This window comes from Streptomyces sp. NPDC127114 (assembly GCF_042677525.1).
Lineage (GTDB): Bacteria > Actinomycetota > Actinomycetes > Streptomycetales > Streptomycetaceae > Streptomyces.
In genome coordinates this window covers 158,562-175,897 of the sequence record NZ_JBHXTJ010000007.1, presented here as the reverse complement: position 1 = coordinate 175,897, position 17,336 = coordinate 158,562, and the positions used below count along the sequence as shown (strand labels likewise).

General features: G+C 70.1%; 16 protein-coding genes. 2 read left to right on the top strand and 14 right to left on the bottom strand.

The window, feature by feature from the left end; genetic code table 11:
- Nucleotides 1–13: 13 nt before the first annotated feature.
- The 6 genes from mreD to ACFVGS_RS10150 all read right to left on the bottom strand — a co-directional run bounded on the left by mreD (nucleotide 14) and on the right by ACFVGS_RS10150 (nucleotide 5,622).
- The gene (mreD, locus tag ACFVGS_RS10175) at nucleotides 14–682 is read right to left on the bottom strand and encodes a rod shape-determining protein MreD (protein WP_384421638.1); all 669 of its coding nucleotides are present in this window, start codon (nucleotides 680–682) and stop codon (nucleotides 14–16) included.
- Nucleotides 679–1,698 (bottom strand): rod shape-determining protein MreC, encoded by a 1,020-nt coding sequence (gene mreC / locus ACFVGS_RS10170; protein WP_384421640.1) that lies wholly within the window; start codon nucleotides 1,696–1,698, stop codon nucleotides 679–681. The genes mreD and mreC overlap by 4 nt, the downstream gene beginning before the upstream one ends.
- Nucleotides 1,699–1,776: 78 nt before the next feature.
- Complete coding sequence (locus ACFVGS_RS10165) at nucleotides 1,777–2,796, bottom strand: rod shape-determining protein (RefSeq protein WP_046905593.1); 1,020 nt, start codon at nucleotides 2,794–2,796, stop codon at nucleotides 1,777–1,779.
- A 293-nt stretch (nucleotides 2,797–3,089) separates the two neighbouring features.
- Entirely contained in the window at nucleotides 3,090–3,503 is a 414-nt protein-coding gene (gene ndk / locus ACFVGS_RS10160) for a nucleoside-diphosphate kinase (protein WP_384421642.1), read from the bottom strand.
- 289 nt (nucleotides 3,504–3,792) lie between these two features.
- Nucleotides 3,793–4,146, bottom strand: a complete 354-nt coding sequence (locus tag ACFVGS_RS10155; protein ID WP_384421644.1) for a DUF4233 domain-containing protein — start codon at nucleotides 4,144–4,146, stop codon at nucleotides 3,793–3,795.
- 3 nt (nucleotides 4,147–4,149) lie between these two features.
- On the bottom strand, nucleotides 4,150–5,622 hold the full coding sequence (locus ACFVGS_RS10150; RefSeq protein WP_384421688.1) for a bifunctional folylpolyglutamate synthase/dihydrofolate synthase: 1,473 nt from the start codon (nucleotides 5,620–5,622) through the stop codon (nucleotides 4,150–4,152).
- Between the two features lie 175 nt (nucleotides 5,623–5,797).
- Here ACFVGS_RS10150 and ACFVGS_RS10145 point away from each other — a divergent pair, with 175 nt between their 5' ends.
- Nucleotides 5,798–6,820: a rod shape-determining protein gene (locus ACFVGS_RS10145; protein WP_385692132.1), complete on the top strand. Its 1,023-nt coding sequence runs from the start codon at nucleotides 5,798–5,800 to the stop codon at nucleotides 6,818–6,820.
- A 181-nt stretch (nucleotides 6,821–7,001) separates the two neighbouring features.
- Here ACFVGS_RS10145 and ACFVGS_RS10140 read toward each other — a convergent pair whose 3' ends face one another.
- From ACFVGS_RS10140 to ACFVGS_RS10130, 3 genes are all read right to left on the bottom strand, one after another.
- Complete coding sequence (locus tag ACFVGS_RS10140) at nucleotides 7,002–7,178, bottom strand: hypothetical protein (RefSeq protein WP_384421648.1); 177 nt, start codon at nucleotides 7,176–7,178, stop codon at nucleotides 7,002–7,004.
- A gap of 85 nt (nucleotides 7,179–7,263) precedes the next feature.
- Nucleotides 7,264–8,403 carry a sensor histidine kinase gene (locus tag ACFVGS_RS10135; RefSeq protein WP_384421650.1) on the bottom strand — a complete coding sequence of 380 codons (1,140 nt, stop codon included), beginning with the start codon at nucleotides 8,401–8,403 and terminating at the stop codon, nucleotides 7,264–7,266.
- A gap of 206 nt (nucleotides 8,404–8,609) precedes the next feature.
- Nucleotides 8,610–11,231, bottom strand: coding sequence for a valine--tRNA ligase (locus ACFVGS_RS10130; protein WP_384421652.1), 2,622 nt, complete (start codon nucleotides 11,229–11,231; stop codon nucleotides 8,610–8,612).
- A gap of 138 nt (nucleotides 11,232–11,369) precedes the next feature.
- Between ACFVGS_RS10130 and ACFVGS_RS10125 the strand changes: the two genes are divergently transcribed.
- Nucleotides 11,370–12,344: a hypothetical protein gene (locus ACFVGS_RS10125; RefSeq protein WP_385692130.1), complete on the top strand. Its 975-nt coding sequence runs from the start codon at nucleotides 11,370–11,372 to the stop codon at nucleotides 12,342–12,344.
- Between the two features lie 104 nt (nucleotides 12,345–12,448).
- Here the strand turns inward: ACFVGS_RS10125 and ACFVGS_RS10120 are convergent, their stop codons facing one another.
- The 5 genes from ACFVGS_RS10120 to tig form a co-directional block, all read right to left on the bottom strand.
- Nucleotides 12,449–12,721, bottom strand: coding sequence for a hypothetical protein (locus tag ACFVGS_RS10120; RefSeq protein ID WP_385692128.1), 273 nt, complete (start codon nucleotides 12,719–12,721; stop codon nucleotides 12,449–12,451).
- 171 nt (nucleotides 12,722–12,892) lie between these two features.
- Nucleotides 12,893–14,176, bottom strand: coding sequence for an ATP-dependent Clp protease ATP-binding subunit ClpX (clpX, locus tag ACFVGS_RS10115; RefSeq protein ID WP_128980430.1), 1,284 nt, complete (start codon nucleotides 14,174–14,176; stop codon nucleotides 12,893–12,895).
- Nucleotides 14,177–14,332: 156 nt separating this feature from the next.
- Nucleotides 14,333–14,995, bottom strand: coding sequence for an ATP-dependent Clp protease proteolytic subunit (locus ACFVGS_RS10110; protein WP_385434683.1), 663 nt, complete (start codon nucleotides 14,993–14,995; stop codon nucleotides 14,333–14,335).
- 61 nt (nucleotides 14,996–15,056) lie between these two features.
- Entirely contained in the window at nucleotides 15,057–15,674 is a 618-nt protein-coding gene (locus ACFVGS_RS10105; protein WP_384421660.1) for an ATP-dependent Clp protease proteolytic subunit, read from the bottom strand.
- A 282-nt stretch (nucleotides 15,675–15,956) separates the two neighbouring features.
- Entirely contained in the window at nucleotides 15,957–17,336 is a 1,380-nt protein-coding gene (gene tig, locus ACFVGS_RS10100) for a trigger factor (RefSeq protein WP_384421662.1), read from the bottom strand.

Sequence of the window (17,336 nt, the reverse complement as noted above, 5' to 3'; positions counted from 1 at the left end):
GCTGCCCCCTGGGTCACAGTCGCTTGACTCCCTTGATGCGTCCGGCGCGTGCGGCGCGGGTCCGGGCGGCCTTGACGCGCAGACCGCTGCGCTGGGTGCCGATCCTCAGGCCGGTGCCGGAGGAGAGCCAGCCGGAGGCGACGTCGGCTCCGTTGGCGCCGGTGGCCTCGGCCAGCGGGTCGTTGTCCGCGCGCCGGGCGACGGCCATGATGAGCGGCACGGTGAAGGGCGCGAGGAGCAGGTCGTAGAGGGCCGCGGTGAACAGCAGGAAGCCGAGGCCGACATGACGGGCCGCCGTGTCGCCGACGAGGGCGCCGACGCCCGCGTAGAGGAGGGTCGAGCCGATGGCGGCGGCGACGACCACGGCCATGGGCCCGCTGGCGGACTTGAGCCGGCCGTTCTCGGGGCGGGCGAGTCCGCAGAGGTAGCCGACGACGCACAGCACGAGGGCGTAGCGCCCGGCGGCGTGGTCGGCGGGCGGGGCGAGGTCGGCCAGCAGCCCGGCGGTGAAGCCGACGAGGGCGCCGGTCACGTGTCCGTACACCAGGGCGAGGGCGACGACCGTGAGCAGGACGAGGTCGGGGACGGCGCCGGGGAGCTGGAGCCGGGCGAGGACGGAGACCTGGACGACGAGCGCGACGACGACCAGGGTGGCGGAGAGGAGGATGCGGTTGAACTTCACGGTGTCTCCCCCTGGTCCTGCGGCTGGTTCGCGGCGTTCGGCTGCTGGTCCTGGTCCTCCGGCTTCACGCCCTGCTGCTGGTTCTGGTTCTGCCCGGCCTGCTGCCCGTCCGGTGGCGGCGGGGTGACCGTGACGGTGACGGTCGGGGCGGGCTTGGGCTTCGGCGGCAGGACCATGTCGCGCGGGTCGGTGCGCGGGGCCTGGACGACGACGCCCACGATGTCGAGCTTGGTGAAGCCGACGTACGGGCGGACGTAGACGTTGCGGGTCAGGCCGCCGCCCAGGGGGTCGACGCGGACGACCTCGCCGACCGGCACCCCGGGCACGAAGGGCTTGCTGCCCGCGGAGCCGAAGGTGACGAGGCGGTCGCCGGCCTTGACCCTGGCCTTGCCGTTGAGGAGCTGGACGAGCAGCGGGCCGCCGCCCTGCCCGGTGGCGAAGCCGAGTTCGTCGCTCTTCTCCATGCGGGTGCCGACGGTGAAGTCGGGGTCGTTGGCGAGGAGCACGGTGGAGGTGGAGGGGCCGACGGTGGTGACGCGGCCGACCAGTCCGGAGCCGTTGAGCACCGTCATGTCGCGCCGGACGCCGTCGCGGGCGCCGATGTCGATGGTGACGGTCCAGGAGAAGCCCTGAGCGGCTCCTATGGCGATGACCTGGGCGCCCTTGATGCCGTACTGGCCGGCGCCGGCCGTCTTCAGCATGGCGTCGAGTTCGCGCAGCCGGTTGCGGTTGCGGTCGTCGCTGCCGAGCTTCGCCTTGAGGGCGGCGTTCTCCTGCTCCAGGGCGGCGATCCGGTTGTGCCGCTCACCGGAGTCGCGGACCGCTCCTATCGCGTTGCCGATGGGGTCGACCGCCGAGGCGACTCCGTTCTCGACGGGGCCGAAGACCGCGGCCGCGGCCTGTCGGGCACCGTCGACCGGCGACTCCTGGCCTCCTCGGATGTCCACCGTGATCAGTGCGAACGCGATGGCGATCAGCAGTACCAGAAGCAGCCGGCTCTCTCGTGTGTCCCTCACGTGCGGCGGCCGTGCCCTTCCCTCGTGGTTCGTTGTGCAGATGTGCGTACCGTACGGGCCGGAGCCCGGCCCTTACGGTCAGCGGCGCGGCTGGGCGTCGAGGACCTGCTGGAGCGCCTCGAACTCCTCGACGCACTTGCCGGAGCCCAGCGCCACCGAGTCCAGCGGGTCCTCGGCGATGTGGATCGGCATGCCGGTCTCACGGCGCAGCCGCTCGTCCAGACCGCGGAGCAGCGCGCCGCCACCGGTGAGAACGATGCCGCGGTCCATGACGTCACCGGACAGCTCCGGCGGGCACTTGTCGAGCGTGGTCTTCACCGCGTCGACGATGGCGTTGACCGGCTCCTCGATGGCCTTGCGGACCTCGGCGGCCGAGATGACGACGGTCTTGGGGAGTCCCGAGACGAGGTCGCGGCCCCGGATCTCGGTGTGCTCGTCCTGGTCGAGGTCGTAGGCCGAACCGATGGTGATCTTGATCTGCTCGGCGGTCCGCTCACCGAGGAGGAGCGAGTACTCCTTCTTGATGTGCTGGATGATCGCGTTGTCGAGCTCGTCGCCGGCCACCCGGATGGACTGTGCCGTGACGATTCCGCCGAGGGAGATGACGGCCACCTCGGTGGTGCCGCCGCCGATGTCGACGACCATGTTGCCGGTGGCCTCGTGGACCGGAAGGCCCGAGCCGATGGCCGCGGCCATGGGCTCCTCGATGATGTGCACCTGGCGGGCACCGGCCTGGGTGGAGGCCTCGATGACGGCGCGGCGCTCGACTCCGGTGATGCCGGAGGGGACGCAGACCACGACCCGGGGGCGGGCCAGGTAGCGACGCTTGTGGATCTTGAGGATGAAGTAGCGCAGCATGCGCTCGGTGATCTCGAAGTCGGCGATCACCCCGTCCTTGAGCGGACGGACGGCGACGATGTTGCCGGGCGTGCGGCCGATCATCTTCTTCGCCTCGGCACCGACCGCGAGGATCCCGCCGGTGTTGGTGTTGATCGCGACGACGGACGGCTCGTTCAGAACGATGCCTCGACCCCTGACGTACACCAGCGTGTTGGCGGTCCCGAGGTCGACAGCCATGTCACGGCCGATGAACGACATTGAGTTCCCCTTGTTTCCCATGAGGATGCGTCGGGCCTTCCCTAGCGGAGCGTTGACGGCTTCTCAGGTCGGCGAGGTGGTGACTGAAGGTGGTGCGGCGTGGAGTTTTCCCATCGTAGTGCCGCCCGCACGGATACCGCGCGGCGGACCGCCCCAGTCCACCTCTGTATAGGTGACGGTATGACGCGGCGATCCGTTCCCGGGATCCACGTTCATATGCCTGGGGGCGACCGAATTCCTTCGGTCGCCCCCAGTGATGGCGCTGATCGGCTGACGCCAGGTCAGAGCCGGTGTCAGACGAGGCCCGGGAAGAAGATCTTCAGTTCCCGAATGGCGGACTCCTCGGAGTCCGAGGCGTGGATCAGGTTCTCGCGGACGATGGTGCCGTAGTCGCCGCGGATGGAGCCCGGGGCGGCGGCGATCGGGTCGGTCGGGCCGGCCAGGGTGCGCAGACCCTCGATGACCCGCTCGCCCTCGACGACGAGCGCGACGACCGGACCGGACTGCATGAAGCCCATCAGCGGCTCGTAGAAGGGCTTGCCCTTGTGCTCGCCGTAGTGCTGCTCCAGCGTCTCCTGGTCCAGCTCGCGCATCTCCAGGGCCGTGATGGTCCAGCCCGCCTTGCGCTCGATACGGCCGATGATCTCGCCGATCAGACCACGGCGGACGGCGTCGGGCTTGAGCAGGACGAGCGATCGCTGGCTCACGGGGGAACTCCTTCGGAACAACGGTGTGCGGGGCTAGGGCCTGTCCGGCGGATCAGGGCCGGATAGGCCGCGGCGTCTGGTGCGGTACATCGCAAGGCGCCGGAGCGTCGCGACAGCGGAGCTATCGGGGCGTTTCGGCAACGCGGCGAGGTGCCGTGCCAGGCGTCGCGGACCCGGCCATGGTCCGCCGGACAGGTCCTACGAATCTACAGGGCCCGCAGGAGGCGTCGTCACGCAGCGTCAGGCCTTGCGGAGCCCGGGACCTGGGCTGCGGACGGGCGGTCCTCGCCTAGGCCCCGGCCGACTCCGCCTCCTGGCGGGCGGCCCAGTCGGCCTTGACGGCGTCGATCTTCCGGCCGTAGTGCACCGAGGCCCACCACAGGACGGCGAAGACCGCGCCGAGGAAGAACATGACCGGCACCACGAAGCCGCTCGCGACCAGCGCGATCTGCAGGGCCCAGCCCAGCTGGACGCCGCCCGGACGGGTGATCATCCCGCACAGCAGCACCGACAGCACCATGGCGATCCCGCAGACCCACCACACCGTGGACATCGCCAGCGAGTCGTCCTTCATGGCGACCAGACCGGCGAACCCGATGACGAAGAACTCGCCGATCAGCGTCGAGGAACACAGCACCCGCATGGGTCAGCCCTTCTTGAGCAGCAGCCGGGCGTCGCCGACCGTGAAGATCGAACCCGTCACGAGGACGCCCGCGCCCGCGTACTCGCCCTCTTCCTCGGCGAGCGTGATCGCCGTCTCCAGGGCGTCGTCGAGCCGCGGCTCGACGACCACCCGGTCCTCGCCGAAGACCTCGACCGCGATCGCCGCGAGCGCGTCGACGTCGGTGGCCCGCGGGTTGGAGTTGGCCGTGACCACGACCTCCGCGAAGATCGGCTCGAAGGCCTCCAGGAGGCCCTTCGCGTCCTTGTCGCCGCTGGTGGACACGACGCCGATGAGCCGGGAGAAGCCGAAGGCCTCGCTGACGCCCTCGGCGGTGGCCCGTGCGCCGTGCGGGTTGTGCGCCGCGTCGAGGATGACGGTCGGCGACTTGCGGACCACCTCCAGGCGGCCCGGAGAGGCCACCTGGGCGAAGGCGCGGCGGACCGTGTCGATGTCCAGGGTGCGGGCGTGCTGCGCGCCGATGCCGAAGAAGGCCTCGACGGCGGCGAGCGCCACGGCCGCGTTGTGCGCCTGGTACGGGCCGTGCAGCGGCAGGAACACCTCGTCGTACTCGCCGCCGAGGCCGCGCAGGGTGAGGAGCTGGCCGCCGACCGCCACCTCGCGGGAGACGACGCCGAACTCCATGCCCTCGCGGGCCACGGTCGCGTCCACGTCGACGGCCTTCTTCAGGAGCACCTGGGCGGCGTCGACCGGCTGCTGGGCGAGGATCACGGTCGCGCCCTGCTTGATGATCCCGGACTTCTCGCCGGCGATCTCGGCGGGCGTCCCGCCGAGCCGGTCGGTGTGGTCCAGGTCGATCGGGGTGACGACGGCGACGGAGGCGTCGATGACGTTCGTGGCGTCCCAGGTGCCGCCCATGCCGACCTCGACGACGGCCACGTCGACCGGGGCGTCGGCGAAGGCCGCGTACGCCATGCCGGTCAGCACCTCGAAGAAGGACAGCCGGTACTCCTCGCGGGCGTCGACCAGCTCCACGTACGGCGCGATGTCCCGGTACGTCTCGACGAAGCGCTCCGGGTCGATCGGGGCGCCGTCGAGGCTGATCCGCTCGGTGATGGTCTGGACGTGCGGCGAGGTGTAGCGGCCGGTGCGCAGGTCGAAGGCGCCGAGCAGCGCCTCGATCATGCGGGCGGTGGAGGTCTTGCCGTTGGTGCCCGTGATGTGGATCGACGGGTACGCGCGCTGCGGCTCGCCGAGGACGTCCATCAGGGCCGCGATCCGGGTGACCGACGGCTCCAGCTTGGTCTCGCCCCAGCGCGTCGACAGCTCGGTCTCGACCTCGCGCAGCGCCTTGTCGACCTCCGGGTCGGCGGGCCGGGAGGGCACCGGGTCGCCCTGCGGCGGGCCGGACATGGCTCGCAGGGTGCGGCTGCCGGCCTCGATCACCGCCAGGTCGGGGTCGCGGGTCGTCTCGGCGTCGACGATGTCGTCGAACAGGTCGCCCTGGTCGCTGTCGTCGGACCGGTCGTCGTCGAACTGGTCGCGGTCGCTCTGGTCGCTCGGCTCACTCACGTGCCCAGTCTACGGAGGGGTACCGACAGGACCATGGACCCACCCCTTTCGGGACTTTCGGTCCACCGCCCGGGGGAGCCGCCGGGCAGACTTGGCGATCATGGACATAGGCATCGATCTCGGCACCGCCAACACCCTCCTCTACGCCCGCGGCCGGGGCATCGTCCTCAACGAGCCGTCCGTCGTGGCGGTCCAGGAGGGCTCGCGGTCGCCCCTCGCGGTCGGTGCGGAGGCGAAGGAGACCATCGGCCGGACCCCGGGTTCGATCACCGCGATCCGCCCGCTGAAGGACGGCGTGATCAGCGACTACGAGGCGGCCGAGGAGATGATCCGGCACTTCGTGCGCAAGGCCGTGCCGGGCCGCCGGCTCCCCCGGACCCGCATGGTCGTCTGTGTGCCCAGCGGGGTGACCCCGGTCGAGCGGCGCGCCATCGTGCACGCCTCGCGCTCGGCGGGCGCCCGGGCGGTGCACCTCGTCGAGGAGCCGATGGCGGCGGCGATCGGCGCGGGCCTGCCGGTCTCGGACCCGCGCGGCTCGATGGTCGTCGACATCGGCGGCGGCACGACGGAGGTGGCCGTCATCTCGCTCGGAGGGATCGCCACCTCGCAGTCGCTGCGGGTGGGCGGCGACCGGCTGGACGCGGCGATCTGCGACTACGTGCGCAAGGAGCACGCGCTGCTGATCGGCGAGCGGACCTCGGAGGACGTGAAGGTGGAGATCGGCTCGGCATGGCCGGTGCCCGGCGACGAGGAGTTCGAGGCGCGCACGTTCACCGTGCGGGGCCGGGAGAAGATCAGCGGCCTGCCGCGGACGGTGGAACTGACGGTGCCGGCGGTGCGGGTCGCGCTCGACGAGCCGGTCGAGGCCGTCATCGCGGCCGTCAAGGCCACCCTGGAGGAGTGCCCGCCCGAGCTGTCCGGCGACGTGATGGAGCACGGCATCGTGCTGACCGGCGGCGGTGCGCTGCTGCCGGGCCTCGACCTGCGGATGGCCTCGGCGACGGGCATCCCGGTCTTCGTGGCCGACGACCCCCTGGACTGCGTGGCGCTCGGCTCGGGCCGGTGCGTCGAGGACTTCGACGCGTTGGAGCGGGTGCTCGGGAAGGCGGAGGTGGTGCGCTAGGCCGTCTCTTCCGGATCTTGGCCGGGTCCGCGCCCTGATCCGAAAGAAACGGCCTGGGAGGGCGCCTCGCCGGACTTGCCGGGGCGCCGGGGTCCGCCGCCACGCCGGCTTCCGGTCCTTACACGCCCCGCCGGCCCGGCCTGGGAGGCCGGGCCGGCGTACGGCGGGATGCAGCGGAAAGTCACCCCAGCAGGACCGTGACGATGACCACCACGGCCACGATGCCGAGGACGATGGCCCAGATGGGCCAGTTGCCGCGTCGCCCCGGTTCCTCGGGGCCGCCGCCGCGCGGGCGGTCCTCTGCGAGGCGGGGGTTGTCCGGCCGGTCGCGCGAGGAGAAGTCCCGGTCGTCGGCCATAGGGCATCACTCCTTCGTGGACCCTGCGGGTACCCGCCTTCGCCCGGGCGGGAAGCCTGGTGCGGCCGACCCGCCGGGGCAGGCCCTACCGCGTCAGCCCCGACGGCAGGGTCGCCGTCACCACATAGGCGCCGTGCTCGCGGCGGGCCTTCAGGGTGCCGCCCATGCTGGTGACGCGTTCGTCCATGGAGAAGAGGCCGGTCCCGGTCGACACCGGGGCGCGGTCCGGCGGGGTCTGCGCGAGGGGGTTGCGGACCTCGACGCGCAGGGACGGGCCGTCGACGTCGATGGTGACGCTCACCGGGAGGCCGGGCGCGTGCTTGACGGCGTTCGTGAGGCACTCCTGCACCACCCGGTGGACGGCCGTCTGCCGCAGCGGCGACAGCGCCTTCGCCTCCTCGGACACCCGGACGTCGACGGGGCTGCCCATCCGTTCGCTCTCCTCGGCGAGCGCGGTCAGCCCTTCGAGGCCGGGTGTGGCGGCGGCACCGTCACCGCGTCGTACGACCGTCTCGTTGAGCATGTGGTGGGCGCGCCGCGCGGTGTCGGCGAGCTCCTCGAAGTCCTTCTGGTGCGCCTCTCCCCGCGCCCGTACGGCCAGCACCTCGGCCCGCACCGCCAGCACGGTGAGCTCGCGGCCCACCAGGTCGTGGACGTCCCGCCCGACCGAGATCCGCTCCTCCTGGACGGCCTGCCGGGCGGCGGCCTCCCGCCGCTGGGCCTCCAGGGCGCGCACGAGGTCGTGACGGTACGCGGCGATGCCGACGCCCGTGGCGAGGACGCCGATCGGGACGACGAGGCTCAGGAAGTCGCTGAGGTTCTCGCCGTGCGGGCCGGGCCAGCCGGGGGTCTCGTAGTACCCGAAGGCGGCTCCGACGTACAGCAGGGTGGCCAGGACGGCGACGCGGCGGCCCCGGAAGCGGCCGAGCGAGTACAGCGCGAACTGGATCATCGTCAGCTCGTGCAGCCAGCCCATCAGGCCGATCGCCACCAGGAAGGGCACCCAGGGCGCCTTCCGCCGCAGCACCAGGGTGGCCGCGCCGGCCCCGAGGACCAGGGTGGCGGTGACACCGGTGAGCGAGTTGTCCGCGCGGGCGAGTCCCGGCACGTCCAGGAGCATCAGGCCGAAGGCGCTGAGCGCGGCGACGACGTCCGCCGCCCTGGGCGACACCGCCCACCGGTCCACGCAGCGGCGCAGCGCGGCGGGGGCGGGAAGAGGAACCATGCGTTCCATCATCCCGGGTCTTTCGTCCCGCCGCCGGGGACCCGAAGTCCCGTCCCGTGTGACGTCGGGCACTTCGCCCGGATTGTCGTTTCCCTCCGAAATGCGCACGAAGTACTGCGTCCGGCTGAGGGAACACGCCGCATCGCACACGCCGAAGGGGCCCGGAACCACTCGTGGTTCCAGGCCCCTTCGTCACGCCGTGCGGGCTACGCCTGCGGCAGGTTCGCCAGCTGCGCCTGGATGCGGGCGATGTCCTCGTCCGCCTTGGCGAGGCGGGTGCGGATCTTGTCGACCACGTTGTCCGGCGCCTTCGCCAGGAAGGCCTCGTTGCCGAGCTTGCCCTCGGCCTGCGCCTTCTCCTTCTCGGCGGCGGCCAGGTCCTTCGCGAGCCGCTTGCGCTCGGCGGCGACGTCGATCGTGCCCGACAGGTCGAGCGAGACCGTCGCGCCGGCGACCGGCAGGGAGGCGGTGGCGGAGAAGCCCTCGCCCTCCGGCTGGAGGCGGAGCAGCTGGCGGATGGCGGCCTCGTGCGCGGCGAGCGGGGTGCCGTCGAGCTCGAGGCGGGCCGGGACCTTCTGACCGGGCTGGAGCCCCTGGTCGGCGCGGAAGCGGCGGACCTCGGTGACCACCTGCTGGAGGTTCTCGATCTCGGCCTCGGCGGCGTCGTCGCGGAAGCCGCTGTCGGTCGGCCACTCGGCGATGACCAGGGACTCACGACCGGTGAGCGTGGTCCACAGGGTCTCCGTGACGAACGGGACGACCGGGTGCAGCAGCCGCAGCATGACGTCCAGGACCTCGCCGAGGACCCGGCCGGAGACCTTGGCCTGCTCGCCGCCGGCGAAGAAGGTCGTCTTCGACAGCTCGACGTACCAGTCGAAGACCTCGTCCCACGCGAAGTGGTACAGCGCGTCGCTGAGCTTCGCGAACTGGTAGTCCTCGTAGAACGCGTCGACCTGGGCGACCGTCTTGTTGAGACGGGACAGGATCCAGCGGTCGGTCGCGGACAGCTGCTCGACCGGGGGCAGTTCGCCCTCGACCGTCGCGCCGTTCATCAGCGCGAAGCGGGTCGCGTTCCAGATCTTGTTGGCGAAGTTCCGGGACGCCTTGACCCAGTCCTCGCCGATCGGGACGTCGACGCCCGGGTTGGCGCCGTTGGCCAGGGTGAAGCGGACGGCGTCGGAACCGTACTGGTCCATCCAGTCCAGCGGGTTGACCACGTTGCCGAAGGACTTCGACATCTTCTTGCCGTTCTGGTCACGGACCATGCCGTGCAGGGCGATGGTGTGGAACGGCGGGGTGCCGTCCATCGCGTACAGACCGAACATCATCATCCGGGCGACCCAGAAGAAGAGGATGTCGTAGCCGGTGACGAGGACGGAGTTCGGGTAGAACTTCGCGAGGCTGTCGGTCTGCTCGGGCCAGCCGAGCGTGGAGAACGGCCACAGGCCGGAGGAGAACCAGGTGTCGAGGACGTCGCTGTCCTGGCGCCAGCCCTCGCCGGTGGGCGGCTCCTCGTCGGGGCCGACGCAGACGACCTCGCCGTTCGGGCCGTACCAGACCGGGATCCGGTGGCCCCACCACAGCTGGCGCGAGATGCACCAGTCGTGCAGGTTGTCGACCCAGTCGAAGTACCGCTTCTCCATCTCCTGCGGGTGGATCTTGACCTTCCCGTCGCGGACCGCGTCACCGGCGGCCTTCGCGAGCGGCCCGACCTTGACCCACCACTGCATGGAGAGCCGCGGCTCGATGGTGGTCTTGCAGCGCGAGCAGTGGCCGACGGAGTGGGTGTACGGCCGCTTCTCGGCGACGATCCGGCCCTCGGCGCGCAGCGCGGCGACGATCGCGGAACGGGCCTCCAGACGGTCCAGGCCCTGGAAGGGACCGTGGACGGTGATGACCGCGTGCTCGTCCATGACGGCGATCGACGGGAGGTCGTGCCGCTGGCCGATCTCGAAGTCGTTCGGGTCGTGGGCGGGCGTCACCTTGACCGCGCCGGTGCCGAACGCCGGGTCGACGTGCTCGTCGGCGACGACCGGGATCCGGCGGCCGGTGAGCGGCAGCTCGATCTCGGTGCCGACCAGGTGCTTGTAGCGCTCGTCGTCCGGGTGGACGGCGACGGCCGTGTCGCCGAGCATCGTCTCGGCGCGGGTGGTGGCGACGACGATCTCCGCGTCCCCGGAGCCGTACCGGATGGAGACGAGCTCGCCGTCGTCGTCCTGGTACTCGACCTCGATGTCCGAGATCGCGGTGAGGCAGCGGGGGCACCAGTTGATGATGCGCTCGGCGCGGTAGATCAGCTCGTCGTCGTAGAGCTTCTTGAAGATGGTCTGGACGGCCTTGGACAGGCCCTCGTCCATGGTGAAGCGCTCGCGGGACCAGGCGACGCCGTCGCCGAGGCGGCGCATCTGGCCGGAGATCTGGCCGCCGGACTCGGCCTTCCACTTCCAGACGCGCTCGACGAAGGCCTCACGGCCCAGGTCGTGGCGGGACTTGCCCTCCTTCGCGAGCTCGCGCTCGACGACGTTCTGGGTGGCGATGCCGGCGTGGTCCATGCCCGGCTGCCACAGCGTCTCGTAGCCCTGCATCCGCTTGCGGCGGGTGAGGGCGTCGATCAGCGTGTGCTCGAAGGCGTGGCCCAGGTGGAGCGAACCGGTGACGTTCGGCGGCGGGATGACGATGGTGAACGGCGGCTTGTCGCTCTTCTCGTCGGCCTCGAAGTACCCGCGCTCTACCCAGCGCTCGTACAGCGGCCCCTCTACCTCGGCCGGCGTGTACTGGGTCGGCAATTCGGTGGTGGCTGCTGTCTGCTGCTGAGTGTTCTCGGTCACGGGCCCAGTTTAGGGGTGTCCCGGACGTGTCCAGAAACTCGATTGTTCGGTAACGGTGTGCCCCCCAGCGCTCCGGCGGGGCGGGGCTTCCGACAGGATGTTCGCTACGCATAAACATCCTGTGAGGGGAACCTGTCCATGAGCTACAACCAGCCGGGCCCGTACGGCGGCCAGCCGAACCCCTACGGCCAGCAGCCCGGCCCCTACGGCGGCCAGCCGAACCCCTACGGCCAGCCTCAGGCCCCGCAGCCGGGTTACGGCTACCCGCAGCAGGCCCCGCAGGGCGTCCCGCCGCAGCAGCCCCCGTACGGCTACCCGCAGCAGCAGCCCGCCCCCTACGGCCAGCCGCCCCAGCAGCCCCCGTACGGCGCCCCCCAGGGCCCCGGCGGCTACATGCCCCCGCCGCCGCCCGTCAAGAAGAGCAAGGCCGGCTGGATCATCGGCGGCATCGCGGTGGTGGCGGCGCTGGGCGTGGGCGCGTACTTCGTGTTCGGCGGAGGCGCCGGCGCGGGCAACGGCGCCGTGGCCGATGACACCAAGGGCTACAAGCTGACCGCCCCGGACAGCGTGGGCGAGTACAAGAAGTCCCCGGGCGCCGCGGGCAAGTCCACGACGCTGAACGACGAGCAGAAGGCGCGCGCCGAGGCGCTGGGCGTGAAGAACGCCGCTCAGACCTTCGGCCAGTACAAGAACAGCACCGAGCCGCTCAAGGGCAAGCAGCTCAGCTTCAGCGGTCTGTACGGCGAGATCGCCGACCCGGAGAAGACGATCGACGCCTACTTCGCGAGCATCGGGAAGAACCCCGAGGCCGAGAAGATGGGCATGAAGTACGAACTCGTCGGCAGCGCCGAGACGGTGGAGCCGTCGGGCTTCAAGGGCGCCCTGATGAAGTGCCAGAACGTGAAGATGACCAGCGAGAAGGAGTCGGGCTCGGCGGCGCTCGGCCCCAAGTCGCTGGAGGCCCCGACCTGCATCTGGGCCGACTACTCGACCCTCGGCTCGGTCAACCTGATCGACCTGTCGACCATGATGACCGGCGGTGCCCCGCTGCCGCAGTCCGAGGTCGCCGACCTGGCGGCCAAGCTCTACAACACGTCGCGCAGCAAGGCCTGATCTGACGACCAGCCCCGCCCCCCGCCCGGGGCGGGGGTCCCGGCGGTGGGGCGGGCGGACATGAGCCGCCCGCCACCGCGCTCGAGACCGAAGAGACTCACCGACTACGCGGCCAGCGTGCAGGCCCTGTTCGCGTGGGCGGCCTGGACGCCGATGGCCACAAGGCCGCCGAGACACACGGTGTGCCCGGTCGGCACCTGCGCGCCGTTTCGGCAGGCAGCCTTCACCTTCGGACCGACCACGTACCCGGCGCCACGTAAGTAGCTTTCACACTGGGCAGGCGTCGCCTGTGCGGACGTCGCGGTCGCGACCGGTATCACGATGACGGCGGCAGTCAAGGACGCTGCCGCGAACAGCCGCTGGAGCTTGGTCCCCATCTTGGTCTCCTCTCGGAATGACGCAGACTGATCGTCTGCACCCGAGAACGAGATCATCCGGACAATCGCACGGCAATCGAATGGGGCGACTCTGTCCTGATTCAACTGCCTCTGGCGACGAAAACGCGTGTGCCCCGCCGGAGGCCGACGGGGCACGAACGAGTCCCGGTCTCAGGCCGACTTCTCGTGCCTGCCGTCGTTCTTCACGATGCGCGGGACCAGCGTCGGGTTCACGTTGTCGCGGACCACGTCCGCCGTGATGACCACGCGGGCCACGTCCTTGCGGGACGGGACCTCGTACATCACCGACTGGAGGACCTCCTCCATGATGGCGCGCAGGCCGCGCGCGCCGGTGCCGCGGAGGATGGCCTGGTCGGCGATGGCCTCCAGGGCCGGGCGGTCGAAGTCCAGCTCCACGCCGTCGAGTTCGAAGAGGCGCTGGTACTGCTTCACCAGGGCGTTGCGCGGCTCGACGAGGATCTTCAGGAGGGCTTCGCGGTCCAGGTTGTGGACGGAGGTGATGACGGGGAGGCGGCCGATGAACTCCGGGATCATCCCGAACTTCACCAGGTCCTCCGGCATGACCTCCTGGAACTGGTCGCTCGCCTCGATCTCCCGCTTGGAGCGGATGGTCGCGCCGAAGCCGATGCCCTTGGCGCCGGCCCGCGACTCGATGATCTTCTCCAGGCCGGCGAAGGCGCCGCCCACGATGAAGAGCACGTTCGTCGTGTCGATCTGGATGAACTCCTGGTGCGGGTGCTTCCGGCCGCCCTGCGGCGGGACGGAGGCCGTCGTGCCTTCCAGGATCTTCAGGAGGGCCTGCTGCACGCCCTCGCCGCTCACGTCACGCGTGATCGACGGGTTTTCGCTCTTACGGGCGACCTTGTCGATCTCGTCGATGTAGATGATGCCGGTCTCGGCCTTCTTGACGTCGTAGTCCGCGGCCTGGATCAGCTTGAGCAGGATGTTCTCGACGTCCTCGCCGACATAGCCCGCCTCCGTCAGCGCCGTCGCGTCGGCGATGGCGAACGGCACGTTCAGCATGCGGGCGAGCGTCTGGGCCAGGAGGGTCTTGCCGGACCCCGTGGGGCCGAGCAGCAGGATGTTGGACTTCGCCAGTTCGATGGCGTCGTCCCGGCCCTGCGCGCCGCCGTTCTCGCCGGCCTGGACGCGCTTGTAGTGGTTGTACACCGCGACCGAGAGGGCCTTCTTGGCCGGCTCCTGGCCGACCACGTAGCCCTCCAGGAACTCGTAGATCTCGCGGGGCTTGGGAAGCTCTTCCCAGCGCACCTCGCTCGTCTCCGCGAGCTCCTCTTCGATGATCTCGTTGCAGAGGTCGATGCACTCGTCGCAGATGTACACACCGGGGCCTGCGATGAGCTTCTTCACCTGCTTCTGGCTCTTTCCGCAGAACGAGCACTTGAGCAGATCGCCGCCATCACCGATGCGTGCCACGAGGTGCTTCCCCTTCGCCTGGGAGCGCTTGGTTCAGCGACTCCTGGTGCCTCATATTCGACGGTACCTTGCCGGGCCCCCCGTTCGGGCCCCCCTTGGCCCGGTTGGCATGGACGGGATTCGGCCATGCCCACCGGGACGAGGGAAGGTCGAGCGTCAGGCTGCCGCGGCGGCCGTGCTCTTGCGGGTCGAGATGATCTGGTCGATCAGGCCGTACGCGAGGGCGTCCTCGGCGGTCAGGATCTTGTCGCGCTCGATGTCGTCGCGGATCTTCTCGATCGGGGTCGAGGAGTGCTTGGCCAGCATCTCCTCGAGCTGGCTGCGCATGCGCAGGATCTCGTTGGCCGCGATCTCCAGGTCGGAGAGCTGCTCACGGCCGGTGCCGCCGGACGGCTGGTGGATCAGCACCCGCGCGTTCGGCAGGGCCATCCGCTTGCCGGGGGTGCCGGCGGCGAGCAGCACGGCCGCGGCGGAGGCCGCCTGGCCCATGCAGACCGTCTGGATGTCCGGCTTCACGAACTGCATCGTGTCGTAGATGGCCGTGAGGGCGGTGAAGGAGCCGCCCGGGCTGTTGATGTAGATCGAGATGTCGCGGTCCGGGTCCATCGACTCCAGGCACAGCAGCTGCGCCATGACGTCGTTGGCCGAGGCGTCGTCGATCTGCACGCCGAGGAAGATCACGCGCTCCTCGAAGAGCTTCGCGTACGGGTCGTACTCGCGGATGCCCTGCGAGGTGCGCTCGACGAAGCGCGGCACGACGTAGCGGTTGTCCACCTGCGGGCCGGTGTAAAGGCCGCTCGCGGAGAAGTTCGGGGTCATGGGGCTGTTCACCATCCTGAGGGCGATCGTGGGCTGGGGCTCTGGAACGGGCTGCCGGGGCTCAGGCGCCCGTGCCGCCGCCGCCCGGGACACCCGCGGCGTGGGTGATGATGTCGTCGATGAGGCCGTACTCCTTGGCCTCGTCCGCGGTGAACCAGCGGTCACGGTCGCCGTCGCGGATGATCGTCTCGACGGTCTGGCCGGAGTGGTGCGCGGTGATCTCGGCCATGCGCTTCTTCGTCCGGAGAAGGTACTCGGCCTGGATCTTGATGTCCGAGGCGGTGCCGCCGATGCCGGCGGAGCCCTGGTGCATCAGGATGTCGGTGTTCGGCAGCGCGAAGCGCTTGCCGGGGGTGCCGCCGGTGAGCAGGAACTGGCCCATCGAGGCCGCCATGCCCATACCGATGGTGACGACGTCGTTCGGGATGTACTGCATGGTGTCGTAGACGGCCATGCCGGCCGTCACGGAGCCACCGGGGCTGTTGATGTAGAGGAAGATGTCCTTCTCCGGGTCGGCGGCCAGGAGGAGCATCTGCGCGGTGATCTTGTTGGCGATGTCGTCGTCGACCTGCTGGCCGAGGAAGATGATGCGCTCGCCGAGCAGCCGGTTGTAGACATGGTCGCCGAGGCCGCCACCGATGGACGGCTCACCCGCGGCGTAAGGCTTCAGATTCGTCACGTATCCACCTGCTCGTCTCCGACGGCCCCGGGCCGTCTCGCGTCTCGTTCTGAGGGCAGTGCCCTCGTATTCATGGACCCTAACGCGCAGGTAGGACAACGCCATCCCGGTTCCCGAACTGTTCGCTGGGAGCGCAAGGTAGTTGGGCGCGCATAAACGGGTCACGAAGGGGTTCCCGGAGGGATCCCGGTACGTCCACGGGCCCGGCGCACTGCTGTGCGTCCGGGCCCGTGGCGCGGGGTTCAGCGGGGGGCCTGGGCCTCCCGGTGAGCCTGGTGGGGCTTACTTCTCCTCGGAGACCTCGGCCTCGCCGGTGACGGCCTCGACCGTCTCGGTGGCCTGCTCCTCGTCCTCGTCGGACAGGTCGACCACGTCGCCGTTGGTGTCGACGACCTTGGCGGCCTCGACGACGACCGCGAGGGCCTTGCCGCGGGCGACCTCGCCGACCAGCATCGGCACCTGGCCGCCCTGGACGACGGCCTGGGCGAACTGGTCGGGGGACATGCCGGAGGAGGCGGCGCGGCGCATGAGGTGCTCGGTGAGCTCCTCCTGGTCCACGTTCAGCTTCTCCTGGGAGACCAGCTCGTCGAGCAGGAACTGGGTCTTGATGCCCTTGACCGCCTGCTCCTTGGTCTCGGCCTCGAACTCCTCGACCGTCTTGCCCTGGAACTCCAGGTACTTCTCGAGGGTCAGGCCCATCTGGCCGAGCTGGTGGTGCTCCAGGTTGTGCTTGCGGGTCTGGATCTCGTCCTCGAGCAGCTTCTCGGGAACGGGGATCTCCGCGAGCTCCAGGAACTTCTCCAGGACGCGCTCCTGGGCCTGGGTGGCCTGGTCGAACTGCTTCATGTTCTCGAGGCGCTTGCGGCTGTCGGCCTTGAGCTCGTCGAGGGTGTCGAACTCGGACGCCATCTGCGCGAACTCGTCGTCGAGCTCGGGGAGCTCACGGGCGGCGACGGCGGTGACCTTGACGGTGACCTCGGCCTCCTTGCCCGCGGCGGAGCCGCCCTTCAGCTCGGAGGTGAAGGTGGCCTCGCCGCCGGCCTCCAGGCCGGTGACGGCGGCGTCGATGCCGTCGAGCAGCTCGCCGGAGCCGATGGTGTACGAGACGCCGTTGGCGATGCCGTCGGGGAGGACCTCGCCCTCGACCTTGGCCTCGAGGTCGATGGTGACGACGTCACCCTCGGCGGCGGCGCGCTCGACCGGGTTGGTGGAGGCGAAGCGCTCGCGCAGCTGCTCCACGGACTTCTCGACGTCCTCGTCGGTGACCTCGACCGCGTCGACCTCGACCTCGATGCCGGAGTAGTCCGGGATCTCGATGGCCGGGCGGATGTCGACCTCGGCGGTGAAGGCCAGCAGCTCGCCGTCCTTCAGCTCGGTGATGTCGACCTCGGGCTGGCCCAGCGGGTTGACCTCCGCCTCGTTGACCGCCTCGGTGTACAGCTTCGGGAGCGCGTCGTTGACGGCCTCCTCGAGGACGGCACCGCGGCCGAAGCGCTGGTCGATGACGCGCGCGGGGATCTTGCCCTTGCGGAAGCCCTTGACCGTGACCTGCTGGTTGATCTTCTTGTACGCCGCGTCGAGGCTGTCCTTGAGCTCCTCGAAGGGCACCTCGACAGTGAGCCGAACCCGGGTCGGGTTCAGGGTCTCCACGGCGCTCTTCAC